This window comes from Streptomyces sp. GMY02, assembly GCF_019056675.1.
Lineage (GTDB): Bacteria > Actinomycetota > Actinomycetes > Streptomycetales > Streptomycetaceae > Streptomyces > Streptomyces odonnellii.
The window spans coordinates 513,034-529,471 of the sequence record NZ_CP077658.1; the positions used below are offsets into that span (position 1 = coordinate 513,034).

Genomic DNA, 16,438 nt, shown 5'->3' on the forward strand with positions numbered 1-16,438 from the left:
GGAGACCTGTCCGGGTTCGCCCCGCCTCGGGTCCGGCTCGTACCGCGAGAACGGCCAGGACTCCCCGTTCATGTGCGGACGGCACATGCCGGGTGGTCGCCGGCCGCCCGCAGGGCTGCTCGTACAGGGCCCGCAGGAACGCTCGCGACACTCCCCGCAAACAGGGAATCCGCTGGTCAGCGGCTCTCCGAAAGGATCAGGGACCATTGCCCGGGCGGTATGCTGAGAAGCTCGGCGATACGGGCGGGCTCCGGCAGGGGGCCGTGGTCACCGCTCACCCGGAGGGCGGCGCCCGCGGTGAGATGGCCGAGGCGGAGGGCGCGGACCATGTCCTCGCCGCGCAGCAGCCCCGCGAGGAATCCGGCGGCGAAGGCGTCGCCCGCCCCGACCGGTTCGACAACCTCCACCTTCGGCGCGGGTACGGCGTGCACCTGGGCACCGTCGAAAGCGGTCGCCTCATGAGCGCCGTCCTTGACGACAAGGATCCGGGGCCCGGGCAGCAACGCCCTTACGTCGGCCGCCTCCAGTTCCGCTCCCCACAGGGCGCGCGCCTCGTCGAGCCCGACGAAGGTGAGGTCCGCGCGGTTCGCGAGACCGTGGAGTACGGAACCGGCGGTGGCGGCCGTGCCGTCGGTCCAGAGCGCGGGCCGGTGGTTGACGTCGAAGCTGATGGAGTACGGGCGTTCGCCGGGCGGGGTCCGCAGGGCCTCGGTGACCAGGGCCAGGCAGTCCGGCGAGAGGGCCGGGGTGATTCCGCTGAGATGGACGACACTCGCGGTGCGTACGGTCTCGTCGTCGAGGAGGTCCGGGCCCAGGGCGGAGGCGGCCGAGCCGCGGCGGTAGTAGCGCACCCCGGTTCCTTCGGGGGCGGGGTCCTTCACCAGCAGCCCGGTGGGCCGCCGGGGATCCGTCCGCACCCCGCGGACATCGACCCCGGCCGCCGCGACCTCGGCGAGGATCCGCCGCCCGAACGGATCGTCCCCCACCGCGGAGACCCACCGCGCGGGCACCCCGTGATCGGCCAGATACACCGCCGCGTTCGACTCGGCCCCGGCGATCCGGACCCGCAGCAGATCGGCTCCGTCCAGCGGGGCCACGGGCTCGGGAACGAAGGCGGCCATGGTCTCGCCGATACAGGTCACGGGCCCGGGAGCGGGCCGCCACCCGACCGCCGGTGCCTGTGCCTGTGGGGTGCTCATACGGCCGTCCCCGGTCGGTACGCGGCAGCCGGCAGGCCCGGGACGCCGACCCGCACCCCGAAGACCGCTCCGTCCAGTGGGCCCGGCTCGGACAGGCCATGGCGGGCACTGGTGATCAGGAGCGTGTCACCGTGCAGGCATACGCCCGCCGGCTGGACGGCGGGAAGCCGCAGTTGGTGGTCCAGGGTGCCGTCCGGGCCGTAGTGGTGGACCGTGCCGGTACCCCAGACCGCGGTCCACAGGCCGCCCTCCGCGTCGACCGTCATACCGTCCGGGCTGCCTTCGCCGAGTACGGCGAAGGTGTCGGCCGGGCCGAGTGTGCCGGTGGCGGGGGCGACTTCGTAGCGGCGGATGATGCCGCGCGCGCTGTCGGCGAGATACATCAGGGTGCCGTCGGCGCTGAACGCGGGGCCGTTGGGGACGGTGAGGCCGTCCAGCGCGCGGACGACCGTACCGTCGCGGTCGACGCGGTACAGCGAACCCGCGCCCTCACTCGCGTCGTACGCCATGCTGCCCGCCCAGAACCTGCCCTGCGGGTCCGCACTCGCGTCGTTCATCCGCGTCGCGCGGCCGGCGCCGTCCTCCGGGCGCGCCAGCCAGTCGGTCCTCCCGTCCGGACCGATCAGGCAGATGCCCGTACCGGCCGCGGCGATCCACTCGCCCGGACGCCCTTCGACCGGGGCGACCGCGCCCAGCGGTACCGGCAGCCGGGCCAGCGTCCGCAGGGGCCCGGTGCGGTCGTCCGGTCCGGCGAGCAGCCGCCCGGAGAGGATGTCGACGAGGACGACACCGCCGTCCACCGACCGTATGCCCTCGCCGAGTTCGAGCCGGTCCGTCCAGTACGGGACGGGAGCGTCCCCCGTCATCGGCCGGCCTCCGCGCGGCCGGCGGTGTCGACGGCCACCGCATCCAGGAAGACCCGTGCGCGGGCGCGCAGTCCGCCGATGTCGCCCCCGTCCGCGGCGTCGCCGATCAGCGGGGACCCCACGCCCACGGCGACCGCGCCCTGCGCCAGATGGAGACGGGCCGCCTCCGCGTCCACTCCCCCGACCGGTACGAACGGCTCCCCCGGAAACGGGCCGCGCAGTGCCCGCAGATACTCCGGGCCGCCCGCCTGCGCCGCCGGGAAGATCTTGAGCGCGTCGGCGCCGAGCCGCCGGGCCTCCACGATGTCCGTGGGGGTCATCACCCCGGCGAGTACGGGGAGCCGGAGTTCCCTGGCGGCCGTGATCCCCTCGCAGACGGCCGGGGTGACGATGAAGTCGGCGCCCGCGTCATGTGCCGCCCGCGCGTCCTGGGCGGTCAGCACGGTGCCCGCGCCGAGGGGCGCGGCAGGGCCCAGTTCGGCACGGGCCCGGCGGATGACATCGAGGGCGTCCCGGCCGCTGAGGGAGACCTCGATGAGCGGGATGTGCTCCTCGGCCAGGGTCAGTACGGTCCTGAGGGCGCCGTCCGCGTCGTCGCCACGCACGATGGCGACGATCCGGTGGGCGCGCAGCGCGGTCAGCAGATTCACGTGCGGAAGTCCTTCCGGGGTTCGGTTGCTGTGTCGGTTGCCGTGCCGGTCACTGATTCGCGCCCGCTTCCGTCTCCGCCCGTGCCTCCGCCGCCACGGTGAGCCGCCAGCGCACCTCGCCACCGCGCGGGACGCACGCCGCGTCGCCGTCCCCGGCGGCCGCCAGGTCGAAGACGCGGCCCAGCATCGGTTCCACCCCGACGGAGCGGTACGGCCGGTCCTCGGGGAAGCCGCGGAGATTGCGCCAGAGGGCGATGGACACCGGCTGCCCCTCGGCCTCGACGGCGAAGCGGAGGGCGGCCGGACCGTCATGGACGTACGCCACCGAGGCGGAGACGACGGCACCCACGGCCGTACCGTCGTCCGGCCCCAGCCGGTCGAGGCCGCCGGTGGTCTCGACCGCCGGCCACACCGCCGGGGTCCAGCCGTCGCCCCCGTCGGGATAGACCCGTACCGGCGCGCCGTCCGCGATCCCGATCCATGCCGCCTCCGAGAGGTCGAGCAGCGCGTGCGCCGCCCACAGGAACCGGTAGCCGGGCTCCGCCGTCAGCCGGTAGTCGGCGACGGCCCGCCCCTCCCCGGCGCGGATCCGGCGTTCGAGACGGAAGTCCGGGCAGTCGACGGACTCGGTGTCGCCGTCCCGCCGCCAGGCGCGCGACCAGGCGTCCCCGTGGTCGGGGACACCCCGGACCGTCGGCACGCACTCTTCGAGACCACCCGCGTCGGCGAAGGCGTCGCCGGGCACCACCGAGGGCCGCCGCGGTTCGTCCCGGTGCCAGAGCCATTCGCGGCCCCCGGCCCGCAGCGAGGTCCAGCGTCCGCCGTGGGCCGGGTCGGTGGTGATGTCGGGGGTGCCGCGGACCGGCGGGGCGGGCGGCATGCCGCTCACCATTCCGCGAAGGAGCCGTCGGGGTGCCGCCACACCGGGTTGCGCCAGGCGTGCCCGGTACGGTCGGCCGCCCGTACGGCGGTCTCGTCGACGGTGATACCGAGCCCCGGGAGCCCGGTACGGAGCGCCTGCCCGTCGACGAAGCGGAACGGATCGGTGTCGACGACGTACGAGAGGAGATCGGCGTCCTTGTTGTAGTGGATGCCCCGGCTCTGCTCCTGGATGAGGAAGTTGGATGTGCAGAACGCGATCTGGAGGCTGGCGGCCAGCGCGATCGGGCCGAGCGGGCAGTGCGGTGCGAGCTGCGCTCCGTATGTCTCGGCGAGCGCCGCGATCCGGTGGACCTCGGAGATGCCGCCCGCGTGCGAGAGGTCCGGCTGCGCCACGGCGATGCCCGCCGCCAGCGCGGGCAGGAACTCGGCGCGCCCGTACAGCCGTTCACCGGTGGCGATCGGTACGGAGGTGGCGCCGACGAGGCCCGCCAGCAGATGGCCCTGCTCGGGCAGCAGGGGTTCCTCGACGAACAGCGGGTGCAGCGGCTCGATGGCGTGCAGGACCCGTCGCGCGCCCGCCGCGCCGAACCGCCCGTGCAGATCGACGGCGACGTCCCGCTCCGGGCCGAGTGCCTCCCGGGCGGCGGCCACCCGCGCCACGACGGCCGCGGTCTCGGCGGCGGTGGCGATCGGGGACGTACGGCCCGCCGCGTTCATCTTGACGGCGGTGAAGCCCGCTTCGACCTGGGCGGTGATCTCGTCGGTGAGCCGTACGGGTTCGTCGCCGCCCACCCAGGCGTACACCCGTACCCGGTCGCGGACGGGTCCGCCGAGCAGGGCGTGCACCGGGGCGCCGTAGGCCTTTCCCGCGATGTCCCAGAGCGCTTGGTCGATACCGGCGACGGCGCTGGAGAGCACCGGGCCGCCGCGGTAGAAGCCGCCCTTGCTCAGCACCTGCCAGTGGTCCTGGATCCGCAGCGGGTCCCGGCCGATCAGATACTCGGCGAGGACGTCGACGGCGGCGCGCACCACCTCGGCGCGGCCCTCGACGACGGGTTCGCCCCAGCCGACCACGCCGTCGTCCGTCTCGACACGGCAGAACAGCCAGCGGGGCGGCACAAGGAAGGTCTCGACTCGTGTGATCTTCACCGGGCGGAGCCCTCTTCGGTGCCCGCGGCGCCGCCGGTGCCCGTACCACCACCGGGGCCGCCCGCGCCCGTACCGCCGTGCACACGGTCCAGGTCGCGTACCGCCTGGTCGAGCAGCGCCCGCATCGCGCGTTCCGCAGCGGCCGGGTCCCGGTCGCGTACGGCGTCGAGTACGGCCCGGTGGCTGGGCACCGGATTCTCTCCGTGCAGGGTGCTGTGCACGATCTCGTCGCGGTGCGCGAGACCGGACTCGATGACCATCTCCATACGTTCCAGCAGCTCGTTGTGGGTCGCCGCGAGGAGCGCGCGGTGGAAGCCGAGGTCCGCCTCCACCGCGTGCGCGGCGCCTCCCCCGGTCTCCCCCATCGCGCTCAGGGCCGCTTCGAGCGCGTCGAGGTCGGCGTCGGTGCGGCGCTCGGCGGCCAGCCGGACCGCGGCCGGTTCGATGATGCTGCGGACCTCGCCGAGATCGCGCAGCAGCGTCAGATCCGTACCGTTGCCGGGGCCCGTACCGCCCGCGAACTGCCAGCGCAGCACATCCGCGTCGAGCAGGTTCCAGTCGGAGCGCGCCCGTACGAAGGTGCCGCGCTTCTGGCGCGCGTCGACCATCCCCTTGGCCGCGAGGACCTTCAGCGACTCCCTGAGGGCGGTCAGGCTGACGTCCAACTCACGCTGCAACGACACCAGATCGAGTGTCGCCCCCTCGGGGATCTCGCCGCTGAGCACCCGGCGCGCGAGAGTCTCCACGGTCTGGCCGTGCACTCCGCGGCGCGCGTATGGCGTCATGTCGTTGTGTGCCTTTCTGCTGGGGGGGTATCGGGTACGGCGAGGTCAGGCCGAGGCTTTGACGACGGACCAGCCGCCGTCCACGAGCAGGCTCGACCCGGTGATGTAGGACGCTTCCCCGGCGGCGAGGAAGGCGATGGCCGCAGCGACTTCCTCCGGGGTGCCGAACCGTCGGGCCGCCGTCTCCGCCACGCTCTTCTCCCGGTCCTCCTCGGAGACCCGGTCCCAGGCCGCGGTGAGGATGGGGCCCGGCACGACGGCGTTGACGCGCACCTCCGGCCCGTACTCGACGGCGAGCTGTCCGCACAGCGACAGCAGGGCGCCCTTGGATGCGGCGTAGGCGGGATGTCCGGGGATACCCCTGTGCGCGTGTACGGAGGAGGTCAGCACGACGGCGCCGTGATGGGCGCGCAGGTCGGGCAGAACGGCGCGGAAGCCGAGGAACCCGCCGGTGAGGTTGACTGCGATCTGGCGCTCCCAGGAGGCGAGGGTCATCTCGTGCGCGGGGGTGACGTCCACCGTATACGCGTTGCTGACGAGGACGCGGACCGGCCCGAAACCGTGGGCGGCGGTGACGATCCGCTCCCAGTCGCCCTGGTCCGCCACATCCGCGCGGACGAACAGGGCCCGGCCGCCCCGGTCCCGTACGGCCGCGGCGACGGCCTCGCCGCGCTCGGCCGCGAGATCGGCGAGGATCACGGCGGCGCCCTCCGCGGCGAGCCGTTCCGCGGTGGCCGCGCCGATGCCCGAGGCGGCTCCGGTGACCACGGCCACCTGGCCGTCGAAGCGGGTGGTTCCGTTCATGGGGCGGGTCGACTCCTCGGGGTTGGTGCTCGCCGCTGCGCGAGCCGGGTGACGGTGGGGGGTGACGTCATGGATACGGGTACCGACGGGATCCGCCGACCGCTATTCGCGCTCCGGTACGGACATCGGTGACCGTTCCGGTACGGACTCCCGCTCCAGGACGACCAGTTCGGCGTCGTATTGCGCGGTCCAGGCGAACGGCAATCCGTAGTGGACGAGATGGGCGCCGCTGTAGCGGATGCCGGTGGCCCGGTCGGTGTAGTGGGCGGCCGGGTCCAGTCCGCGGAGCCGCAGCCGGTCCGCGCGCCCCGGCACCAGCGGCGCTCCGTCCAGCCGCCCGGTGTGCCAGGCGGTGACGGCGATCCGGGCGCCGCCCGGTTCCTCGTACTGCATACCGCAGGTGGGGTCGGCGGGGCTGTTCAGGATCCGGGCCTCGCCGTGGTGGATCACGTCGCGGATCTCCTTGTAGCGGGCCACCCACCGGGCCGCCTCGGCGCGCCGCTCGGGCGACCAGCCACGGATGTCCGCGCCGATGCCGAGGACGCCCGCCATGGAGAGGACGAAGCGGAAGGCGAGCGAGCGCGGACGCGGGTCGAAGACGCCCGGCGAGTCGGTGACCCAACTGCTCATGGTGTGCGGTGCGTGCGCGTGGAGATACCCGTACTGGATGGCGAGCCGGTCCATCGGGGCGGTGTTGTCGCTGGGCCACACCACATCCGTGCGGGCGATGGTGGCGTGCTCGATACGGCCGCCTCCGCCGGAGCAGCCCTCGACCGTGACCCGGGGGTGGCGGGCACGGAGGTGGTCGAGGACACGGAGGTAGCCGGCGACATGCGCGGCGTCCAGGTCCTGTTCCTCGACGGGCCCGCCGCCCGGCCTGCCGCGTTCGGTCGGCGGACGGTTCATGTCCCACTTGAGGTAGCTGATGGCGTGGGCGCCGAGGAGCCGGTCGAGGGTGGCGATGACGAAGTCCTGGACATCGGCGCGCCCGAGGTCGAGCAGGAGCTGTTCGCGTACGAGGGTGGCGGGGCGGCCCTCGATCCGGTAGACCCAGTCCGGATGTTCGGCGTACAGCGCGGACCTGGGGCTGACCGCCTCGGGTTCGACCCAGAGGCCGAAGTCCATCCCGGTGGCGCGCACCTGGGCGATGAAGTCGTCGAAGCCGTCGGGGAAGTTCGCCGGGTCGGGGTGCCAGTCGCCGAGTCCCCCGGTCTCGTCGTGGCGTCCGGTGAACCAGCCGTCGTCCACGACGAACAGTTCGGCGCCCATCCCGGCGGCGTGGCGGGCGAGTTCGAGCTGGCTCGCCGCGTCGACGGCGAAGCCGGTGGCTTCCCAGGAGTTGTAGAGGACCTTGCGGGTGCGGTGCATCCGCTCGCCGGTCAGCCGGCGTTCGTAGCGGTGCCAGACCCGGGCCAGTCCGTCGAGCCCCTCGGGGCTGAACGCGCAGGCCAGCCTGGGGGTGGTGAGGGTGGCGCCGGGGGCGAGGCGTACGGCGCTCTCATGGAGCAGCCGTCCGGCGCGGATCCGGACGGCGCCGCCCGGCTCGGCGTCGGCGCTGATGCGCCAGTTGCCGGACCATTCGAGGGCGATGCCGTAGGTGGGGGTGGCGGGCCCGTCCGGATCGGCGGCGTCCTGAACGGCGAGCCACGGCGCGTAGGCGTGCCCCGGCACGCCCTGGGAGGAGGCCATCTCGAAGCGGCCGCGGGTGAGTTCGAGCTGCGTGTGCTGGAATTCCTGCGACCACTGGCCGGTGAGATACGTGAGCCGGGCGCCGCCGTCGACCGGGACATTGACCGCGGCGGAGTCGATGCGCTCGAAGCGCAGCTCCTGGTCGCCGACGCAGGTCAGTTCGGTCCAGCGGAGGATCACATCGGTGCCCGGGACGGTCTCGTAGCACAGGGCCACGCCCAGTCCCTGCTTCTCGTCGGTGAACTCCAGCCGCAGCGCCCGCTCCCCGTCGTGGCTGGCCGCGGCCGGCCGCCACCAGGTGCCGCGGTCCTCCCCGGGCCGCTGCGCGGTCAGATCGGCGCCGGTGAAGGGCCGCAGTCCGTACGGGATGTACTCGGCGGGTGACGCGTCGGCGCGGGTGATGAAGTGCGTACGGTTCGGCCGCTCGAAGGGCGAGGGTCCGGTCTCGGCACCGTGCGGTCCCCAGGCGGCGAGTTCGGCCCACCGTCCGTCGTCGGTGAGGCGTACGGCGTAGGTGGTGTTCTCGGTGCGCAGCAGCCACCGTCGCGGTGGGGTCACTTCACTGCTCCCAGGTTGAGGCCGGCCACGAAGTGGCGCTGGAACTTGAGGAAGACGAGGACGGTCGGCAGGGCCGCGATCACGGAGCCCGCGGCGATGACGTTCCACATGGAGACGTACTGGCCCTGGAGTCCGATGAGGGAGGCGGTGATGGGCATCCGGCTGTCGGTGCGCAGCACGGTGATGGCCCAGAGCAGGTCGTTGAAGATCCAGGTGAACGACAGGGCGCCGAGCGCGGCCATGGCGGGGCGGGCCAGCGGCATGATGATGCGGCTGTAGATCTGCCAGGGGCCGGCGCCGTCGATGACGGCTGCCTGCTGGATCTCGGGCGGTATGGACCGCATGAAGCCGTGCAGGACGAACACGTAGAACCCGACGCCGAAGCCGACCTGCACCCCGATCAGCGCGTACAGCGTGTCGTACACGCCGAGCAGCTCGCTGAGCCTGGAGACGGGTACGAGCAGGATCTGCGCGGGCAGCAGGTTCCCGCCGAGCATCAGCAGCAGGAGTGTGCGGCGCAGCGGCAGGGCGTACCGACTGAGCGCGAAGGCCGCCATGGAGGCGAGCAGCAGCGACAGCAGCACAGTCGGCACGGTGACGAGCAGGCTGTTGATGAGCGCGCGCTGCTGGCCGCCGTCGACCCACGCCTGGCGGAAGCCGTCCAGGGTGAAGGAGTGCGGCAGGCTGCCCACGCCATGGGCGGCGACGTCGTCGAACGAGCGGGTGCTGGTGACCAGGACGAGCGCGATGGGCAGCAGCCACAGCGCGGAGATCAGTCCGGCACCGAGGTGGAACCCGGCGGTCCCCCACATCCGCCGGCGGTCGCGCCGGCCGGCGGGCGGTGCCTGGGCGGGGGTGACGGTCATGAGTCGGCCTCCCGGAAGGCGCGCAGGAGATAGGACACGATGACCCCGAAGGCCAGGACGAAGATCACCACGGCGAGAGCGGAACCGTATCCCAGCCGCAGCGACTGGAAGGCGGTGGAGTACATGTACGTGCTGAGCAGTTCGGAGGAGTGGTACGGGCCGCCGCGGGTGAGCGACCACACCACGTCGAACGAGCGCAGCGAGTCGATCACGACGACGGACAGCACGACCGCGTTGACACTGCTGAGCTGTGGCAGTGTGATGTGGCGGAACTGCTGGCGGCGGGTGGCGCCGTCGACCTTGGCCGCTTCGTACAGCACCGGGTCGATGCCCTTGAGCCCGGCCAGATAGAGCACCATCACATAGCCGATCTGCCGCCACAGCGCGGGCACGATCACGGCGTACAGGGCGGTGTCCTGGTCGGCGAGCCAGGAGTGGGTGAGCCCGCCGAGCCCGATCCCTTCGAGGGTCTTGTTGATCAGCCCGTCCGGCTGGTACATCGCCTGCCATACCAGGGCCGTGGCGACCAGCGAGAACACCACCGGCAGAAACAGCGCGGCCCGGTAGAACCCGACCCCCGGCGCTCCTGCTGGAGCAGGAGCGCCGCGCCGAGGCCGAGGACCACGGAGAGCCCGCCGAAGAGCACCAGCCAGATGACCGTGTCGAGCGCGGCGGTACGGAAGATCTCGTCGCCGAACATCTCGCGGAAGTTGCCCAGGCCGATGAACTTCGGGGCGCTGACCCCGTCCCACTGGGTGAAGGCGAGATAGAAGCCCTGGATCGCGGGCCAGAACACCCAGAACGCCTCGATGAGCAGCGGTACGAGGACGAACGCGAGCACCAGGGGCGGGATCCTGGTCGCCCGTCCACGGGCCGGGGTCCGTCCGGCGGCCCGCTTCCGGGTCTTCTCGCGGGGCGCGGTGACGACCGCCATGTCACTGGCTCCAGATCTTCTGCGCGTCCCGCTGCCAGGTGGTGAGGATGGAGCCGATCTCCTTGGGCTTGGCCAGATACCGGGTGAGCGCGTTGTCGGCGGTGGGCGACAGGGCGTCGCTGGAGTCCCGGTTGAAGAACTGGGTGAGGTCCGCCGCGTCGTCGATCAGCTTGCGGCCCTTGATGACCAGGGGCGTTCCGCTGTCCTTGGCGTCGGGGTGGGTCGGCAAGGAGGTGCCGGAGGAGCCCTTGAGGTAGATCTCCTGCGCCTCGGCGGTGGCCAGGAAGCGCATGAGTTCCTTGGTCTCCTCCTTGCGGCCGGTGCGGGCGCTGGCGAAGTAGCCGTCGGTGGGGGCCTCTTCGGCGAGCGGGATCTTCGGGTCGATCACCGGGAACCGGAAGAAGTCGATGTCGCCGAGCTGGTCCTTGGGCGTGGAGTCGGCGAAGAAGGTGCCTATCAGCATCATGCCCGTACGGCCCTGGAGGAGCGCGGTGGTCGCGTCCTGGAAGGGCAGCGCGGTCCCGTTGGGGTCGAAGTACGGCAGGGCCTCGCCCCACCGGTCGAAGACCCTGCGGACCTCGGGGTCGTCGAAGCGGTGCTTTCCGGCGAGCAGATCACGGTGGTAGGCGGCACCGTTGATCCGGATGTTGAGATAGTCGAACCAGGACGAAGCCACCCAGGGGGTGTTGCCTCCGGCGCCGAGGCCGATCGGCGCGACACCCTTGCCCTTGAGCGTGTCGCACAGGCCGAGGAACTCGTCCCACGTCTTGGGTTCCTTGACGCCCCACTTGGCGAAGTTCGACTTCCGGTAGAAGACGCCCCACCAGTAGTAGGTGGTCGGGACGAAGACCTTCTTGCCCGCCGAGTCGGTGCACAGCTTCTTCAACGCGTCCGAGTATCCGGCCAGTTCGGGCTTCTCCCAGATGTCGCTGACATCGAGGAGCAGGTCCTTCTTCGCGTACGACTCCGCGACCGAGCCGGGGTACCAGGTGTAGAGGTCCGGCGGGTTGGCCGAGGTGAGGTAGGTCGGAAGCTGGGTGCGGAAGGTCTCCGAGGCCACGGTGTTGAGCGAGCCCCGCGCACCGCCCCGCTTGTTGAAGGCGTCGATGACCTGCTGCATCGCGGACTTGGCCTGCGGCGCGGAGAGATTGGACTGCAGGGTGACCGCGCCGCCCGAGGAGGACGAGCCGCCCGATGACGACGAGGTGACGCAGCCGCTCACCAGCGCGGCGGCGCCGATGGCTCCGGCGCCGGCGAGAAACCCGCGTCGGCTGTGTGCTGTGGTGTTCATGGGACTCCCTATGCGCCCACGGAACGGGGCCCGGCGCCCTGACGGCCGGGCTCTCGTTCGGCTGATACAGACTGACGTGGCACGGAGCCACCGTCAAGATTAATTACTAATTTATTTGCTCATGTTCCGACCAGGCCTGATCCCGGGGGCCGTACGACCGGTCGGGCCGTACGGCCCCGGGCGGTGTTTCAGGCGGTCGCCTGGTGGACCTGGTCGCCGACCCCGCGGAAGAGGGTCAGTACGGAGGAGCCGTCCGGCCCGGCGACGGCCGCCAGTTCGCCGTCGAAGACCGCGCTGGCATAGCCCTGGCGCTGCGACCAGTCGTTCCAGGTCGCGGTCCCCGTGTCGTAGGTGCGCTGCCAGAGGGTGTAGTCACCGGCGCGCGCGAAGAGCCGTACGGTGTCGCCCGCGACGGCGAGGGTGGGGCTGCCGCTCACGGTCCCACCCAGCGACGACCAGGCCGACCAGGTGCCGTCGGCGTCCCGTACCCGCAGCCTGATCGAGTCGTCGGCGGTGCGGACGGCGAGATGCGTACGGCCGGCGGAGTCGACGACGGCCGAGGGCCGCCCGTACAGCGCCACCCCGTCCGGTCCCCGGAACGAGGTCCAGCCGGAGTCCGCGCCCCGCGTGTGGATCAGCCCGTCCTCGCCCCGGGCGAAGAGGGTCCACCGGCCGGGGCTCTCGTACGCCACACCCGGCGCGTCCGCGAGCCGTCCCCCGAGCTTCTGCCAGCGGCCCCACCGGCCGTCGGCGAAGCCGCGCCGGTAGGCCGCGCCGTCCGTGCCGCGCACGAACACGTCGATCCGGCCGTTCGAGGAACCGTAGGCGGCGGGCTGCCCGAGGATCCGGCCCTGTGTGGGACCGCCGAGGCCGGTGGTCCGCGCGGACCACTGGCCGTCGCGCCCGGTCTGCTGCCGCAGCGAACCGTCCGTACCCCGGGTGAACGCGGTCAGCCGGTCGCCGTCCCGCACCAGCGCGGGCGTGGCCCCGGACCGTACCCCGAGCGCGACACCAGGAGCGTCGTCCTCGCCCTTGAGCAGGAGGAACGCCGTGCCGTGGGCGGGTACGTCGACGGTGTACGAATTGGAGTGCGTCCCGCGGCTCTGCCTGGCCCGCAGGTCCCGTACGGCGACGTCCCCCGCCAGCCCGGCGTCGGCGAACCTCACCGTGCGCTCGGCCGGGCGGTCGGAGCGGTTGAGGAGCACGACGGCGCGCTTGCCGCTGCCCTGGAGCACCTTGCTGTAGACGTCGCCGGTGGCGTCGGTGGCGACCCGTACGCCCTGAACGGCGAGCGGGTCCTGGTCGACGGCCAGGATCTCCGGGTTCCTGAGGGTGTCGATCATCGACTGCGGCAGGGTGCGCGGGTCGGAGCCTATGACCAGCGGGGAGGCCATCTCCGCCCACATCACGAGCTGGGTGGTGGACTCCTCCTCGGTCAGCTCGTACGAACCGTCTGCCAGCTTGCGCATCGGGATCAGATAGTCCGGGTCATTGTAGCGGCCCGGGCCCTGCGCCTCGGGGTGCCAGGCGTTGGCGTCCATGTTGCGCAGGACGTTGGGCCACTGGCCGGCCGTCGGTGTGCCCCAGGCGATGTCGGTGCCGGTACGCCAGGAATCGGCGGTCGTCGGACCGTACACAAAGGCGTTGTGCGCGTCCTGCGCCGGGGTGTGCGGCAGACCCCAGTCGTCGGTGAGCGGATTGCACAGATTGAGCAGCATGCGCCGGCCGGACACGGCGACGGCGTCGCTGAACTCCTTGAAGGCGGGCCCGGGATCGGCCTTCTCGGTGATCCCGCAGAGGAAGTCGACCTTGATCGCGTCGATCTTCCACTCCGCGAACTGCCGCGCGTCCTCGGTGTAGTGACCGCGGCTGCCGAGCCCGCAGGTCCTGCCGCCGTCGTAGGTACCGGCGTCGGTGTAGATGCCCGCCTTCAGTCCGCGCTGGTGCAGATATGACACGAGGGCGGGGATGCCGGAGGGAAAACGGCCGGGGTGCGCGGTGAGACGTCCGGCGCTGTCACGCGGAGTGTCCGCCTGCCAGCCGCCGTCGAGCCAGACGATGTCGTAACCGCTGTCCTTGAGACCGCTGCTGACGAGATGGTCGGCAACTCCCTTGACCTCGGCCTCCGTCGGTGCGCCGAGACCGTAGTAGGTGTTCCAGCCCATGTACGGGGTGGGGGCGAGCCCGCTGTTGTAGTACGGCGGCGCGCCCTCGTCCCGCGGCTGCGGCCGGGCAGCGGCCCGAGCGGGCTCGCTGGCTCCGGCGGCCCCGGCGGTGGGCACGGCCACCGCCAAGAGCACGACGGCGCCGAGAACGGCCACGGCACGACGGGCCCGCGCCGTCCCTGCACGATGCGACATCACTTGCCTCTCCCGAGAGTTGGGGATACCTGGCGAACGGCGCCCCGGGAATCAGGGGGCCGCGCCACGACGAAGACTGTGGCGGCGCACTCGAAGCCTGTCAACGATTATTACTAATTAACTTAAATTCGGGTGCTCGCAGCCGTTCGGGCGAAGATCCACGGCACCGGAATAGCCGGGCGTCCGGCCCGAGTTGGCACCGACGTCGCTGGACATCGAGCACATGTGGGAGACAAGACGATGGTTACTCTGCAGGAGTCCGTGGGCCGCTACGGGATCTGGAGCGCGGCGCTCCGCCCCGGGGGCGCCACGCCGGACGCCGAAATCCGCGAAGCCGCCGCCGAACTGGAGGAACTCGGCTTCGGGGCCGCCTGGCTGGGCGGCAGCGGTGTCGAGCAGGCCGTGCCGCTCATCGAGGCCACCTCCCGGTTCGCCGTCGCCACCGGCATCCTCAGCATCTGGCAGCACGAGGCCGCGGACACCGCCGCCCGGTTCCTGGAGGTGGAGTCCCGGCACCCGGGCCGTTTCGTCCTCGGTATCGGCGCCAGCCACGCCAAGTTCGCCGCGCAGTACCAGCGCCCGTACTCGTCCGTGGTGGGCTATCTCGACGCCCTGGACGCCGCCAAGGTCCCCGCCGAGCGGGTCGTACTGGCCGCGCTCGGCCCGAAGATGCTCGAACTCTCCCGTGACCGCGCGGGCGGCGCCCACCCGTATCTCGTCACCCCCGAGCACACCGCGCAGGCCCGGGAAATCCTGGGCGCGGGACCCCTTCTGGCGCCTGAGCTGAAGGTCGTCCTGGACTCCGCCCCGCAGACCGCCCGCGCCACGGCCCGCGGTTACCTCGGCATGTATCTCACGCTGCCGAACTACACGAACAGCTTCCTGCGGCTGGGCTTCACCGAGGACGACTTCGCGAACGGCGGCAGCGACCGGCTCATCGACGCGGTGTACGCCTGGGGCGACGACGCCCGGATCCGGTCCCGTATCGACGCCTTCCACGCGGCCGGCGCGGACCATGTGGCCCTCCAGGTCGTCACCCCCGGCAGCACCGCCGGCGCTCCGGGGCCGCTCCCCCGCGCCGGGTGGCGCCGCCTCGCCGGGATCGTGGGCTGACCGCCACCGCCCTCCGCGCCCGTACCCGTGGCGTCCGCGAACGGACGCCACGGGTGGTCATGGTCTGAGGTTGCTGACCACCCCGGCTGTGGCGTTGATCCCGTTCGCGATGGTCGGCGCCATGCTCGTACCAGCGAGAAAGAACCCGAGCAGGACACAGACCGCCGCGTGCGAGAACTTCAGTCCGCCCATCCGCATGAAGATCGCCGCGAGAATCAGCAGAAGCAGCACCACTGAGATCGAGATGGCCATCGACAAACCTCCTCCGCCGCACCGGAATAGCGGCATTCGGCCGCCAGTGTGGCGGAGGAGGGGGCCCGTTCCCCCGAGTGGCGTGTCCGCCGTACGAGTGATTGAGGCCGGGGGTCGCGACTACCGCTCGTGGTCGCGCAGGAAACGTTCGAGACCCGCCAGGTCGTCCGTATTGAGGTGGTCGACCCCGGCGGCGAGCAGCGCCGCCCAGACGGCGTCCCGCTCGGGGCCCGCCGCGTCGGGCGTCGCCCAGAACCGTACGCGCTGACCGCGGCTGTGCGCGGCGGTGACGATACGGCACAGCTCGGCGTGCTCCTCGGCGGGGAAGTCGCCCGCGCCCTGCCAGTCGAAGCTCTGGGTCCAATTGCTGCTGATCAGCGGCACGAAGGACGCGGGCGCCGCGGTCCCGAGGTCTTCGAGCCGCCCGTCGTAGAACGCGTACCGCACCCGCTGCGCCTCCATCGGCTCGCGGGCCGCCCGGTCGCCGGAGATCACCGGGGTGACCGCGCCGAGGCGCACGGAACCGTACCAGTACGTGCTCAGCATCGAGCGATACGCCGTGAGTTGGCGGTGGAGTTCGTTGTAGGCGGCGACGCCGTCCGTCTTGATGTCGATGAGAAGCTGCACGGGCCGGTGGTAACCCCGGTGCACGAAACCGTGGTTGGCCCGTACCCGCGCGAACAGCGGGTCCAGGTAGAGCTTCCGGAGGGTACGGGCCGGGTCGAGCGCGGCGGGCTCATGGGCGACGAGGAGTTCCCCGTCGACCAGGAAGATGTCGGCCTCCACACTCGTGAAACCGTGCGAGAGGGCGTCGAGGAGCGGGCGGGGGTGCAGGTAGTCGTTGTGGGCATGGGCCTGGCGCAGCGGCCGGGGACCCCAGCCGGCCGGGATCCTGGTGACGGCCTGGGCGTACGAAGGAGTCGCGACGGCTCCCGCGAGCGCGGCGGCGAGCGCGCTGACGGCTCTGCGGCGGGTGGTGAGGGCCATGATGCCTCCGGGTGAGCGCGGTGGGGCGCGGACCAGTGGAGTATCCGCCGCGG

General features: G+C 72.0%; 14 protein-coding genes and 1 pseudogene. 1 reads left to right on the plus strand and 14 read right to left on the minus strand.

The window, feature by feature from the left end:
- Positions 1 to 176 precede the first annotated feature (176 nt).
- The 12 genes and pseudogenes from KQY30_RS02170 to KQY30_RS02225 form a co-directional block, all read right to left on the minus strand.
- The gene (locus KQY30_RS02170) at positions 177 to 1,199 is read right to left on the minus strand and encodes a sugar kinase (RefSeq protein ID WP_217305295.1); all 1,023 of its coding nucleotides are present in this window, start codon (positions 1,197 to 1,199) and stop codon (positions 177 to 179) included.
- On the minus strand, positions 1,196 to 2,065 hold the full coding sequence (locus KQY30_RS02175; RefSeq protein ID WP_217305296.1) for an SMP-30/gluconolactonase/LRE family protein: 870 nt from the start codon (positions 2,063 to 2,065) through the stop codon (positions 1,196 to 1,198). The genes KQY30_RS02170 and KQY30_RS02175 overlap by 4 nt, the downstream gene beginning before the upstream one ends.
- The gene (locus tag KQY30_RS02180) at positions 2,062 to 2,715 is read right to left on the minus strand and encodes a bifunctional 4-hydroxy-2-oxoglutarate aldolase/2-dehydro-3-deoxy-phosphogluconate aldolase (protein WP_217305297.1); all 654 of its coding nucleotides are present in this window, start codon (positions 2,713 to 2,715) and stop codon (positions 2,062 to 2,064) included. Before KQY30_RS02180 ends, KQY30_RS02175 begins: the two co-directional genes overlap by 4 nt.
- 49 nt (positions 2,716 to 2,764) lie before the next feature.
- Positions 2,765 to 3,595 carry a hypothetical protein gene (locus KQY30_RS02185; protein WP_217305298.1) on the minus strand — a complete coding sequence of 277 codons (831 nt, stop codon included), beginning with the start codon at positions 3,593 to 3,595 and terminating at the stop codon, positions 2,765 to 2,767.
- A 5-nt stretch (positions 3,596 to 3,600) separates the two neighbouring features.
- Positions 3,601 to 4,746: a galactonate dehydratase gene (dgoD, locus tag KQY30_RS02190; RefSeq protein ID WP_217305299.1), complete on the minus strand. Its 1,146-nt coding sequence runs from the start codon at positions 4,744 to 4,746 to the stop codon at positions 3,601 to 3,603.
- Positions 4,743 to 5,531, minus strand: coding sequence for a FadR/GntR family transcriptional regulator (locus KQY30_RS02195; protein WP_254406887.1), 789 nt, complete (start codon positions 5,529 to 5,531; stop codon positions 4,743 to 4,745). The genes dgoD and KQY30_RS02195 overlap by 4 nt, the downstream gene beginning before the upstream one ends.
- Before the next feature lie 45 nt (positions 5,532 to 5,576).
- Positions 5,577 to 6,335, minus strand: a complete 759-nt coding sequence (locus KQY30_RS02200; protein ID WP_217305300.1) for an SDR family NAD(P)-dependent oxidoreductase — start codon at positions 6,333 to 6,335, stop codon at positions 5,577 to 5,579.
- Positions 6,336 to 6,437: 102 nt separating this feature from the next.
- A complete protein-coding gene (locus KQY30_RS02205; RefSeq protein ID WP_217305301.1) occupies positions 6,438 to 8,582 on the minus strand; it encodes an alpha-galactosidase in 2,145 nt (714 codons plus the stop codon).
- Positions 8,579 to 9,448, minus strand: coding sequence for a carbohydrate ABC transporter permease (locus KQY30_RS02210; protein ID WP_217305302.1), 870 nt, complete (start codon positions 9,446 to 9,448; stop codon positions 8,579 to 8,581). Before KQY30_RS02210 ends, KQY30_RS02205 begins: the two co-directional genes overlap by 4 nt.
- A pseudogene (locus KQY30_RS37315) lies at positions 9,445 to 10,382 on the minus strand (carbohydrate ABC transporter permease). The gene KQY30_RS02210 and the pseudogene KQY30_RS37315 overlap by 4 nt, the downstream one beginning before the upstream one ends.
- 1 nt (position 10,383) lies before the next feature.
- Entirely contained in the window at positions 10,384 to 11,673 is a 1,290-nt protein-coding gene (locus KQY30_RS02220) for an ABC transporter substrate-binding protein (RefSeq protein WP_217305303.1), read from the minus strand.
- Positions 11,674 to 11,861: 188 nt separating this feature from the next.
- Positions 11,862 to 14,033, minus strand: coding sequence for a glycoside hydrolase family 27 protein (locus KQY30_RS02225; protein WP_217305304.1), 2,172 nt, complete (start codon positions 14,031 to 14,033; stop codon positions 11,862 to 11,864).
- Positions 14,034 to 14,273: 240 nt separating this feature from the next.
- Between KQY30_RS02225 and KQY30_RS02230 the strand changes: the two genes are divergently transcribed.
- Positions 14,274 to 15,146, plus strand: a complete 873-nt coding sequence (locus KQY30_RS02230) for an LLM class F420-dependent oxidoreductase (protein WP_217305305.1) — start codon at positions 14,274 to 14,276, stop codon at positions 15,144 to 15,146.
- 57 nt (positions 15,147 to 15,203) lie between these two features.
- On the opposite strand, the gene KQY30_RS02235 is transcribed toward KQY30_RS02230, so the two are convergent.
- Positions 15,204 to 15,398, minus strand: a complete 195-nt coding sequence (locus tag KQY30_RS02235) for a hypothetical protein (protein ID WP_217305306.1) — start codon at positions 15,396 to 15,398, stop codon at positions 15,204 to 15,206.
- Between the two features lie 120 nt (positions 15,399 to 15,518).
- The gene (locus KQY30_RS02240; protein ID WP_217305307.1) at positions 15,519 to 16,385 is read right to left on the minus strand and encodes a phosphatidylinositol-specific phospholipase C/glycerophosphodiester phosphodiesterase family protein; all 867 of its coding nucleotides are present in this window, start codon (positions 16,383 to 16,385) and stop codon (positions 15,519 to 15,521) included.
- Positions 16,386 to 16,438: the final 53 nt, after the last annotated feature.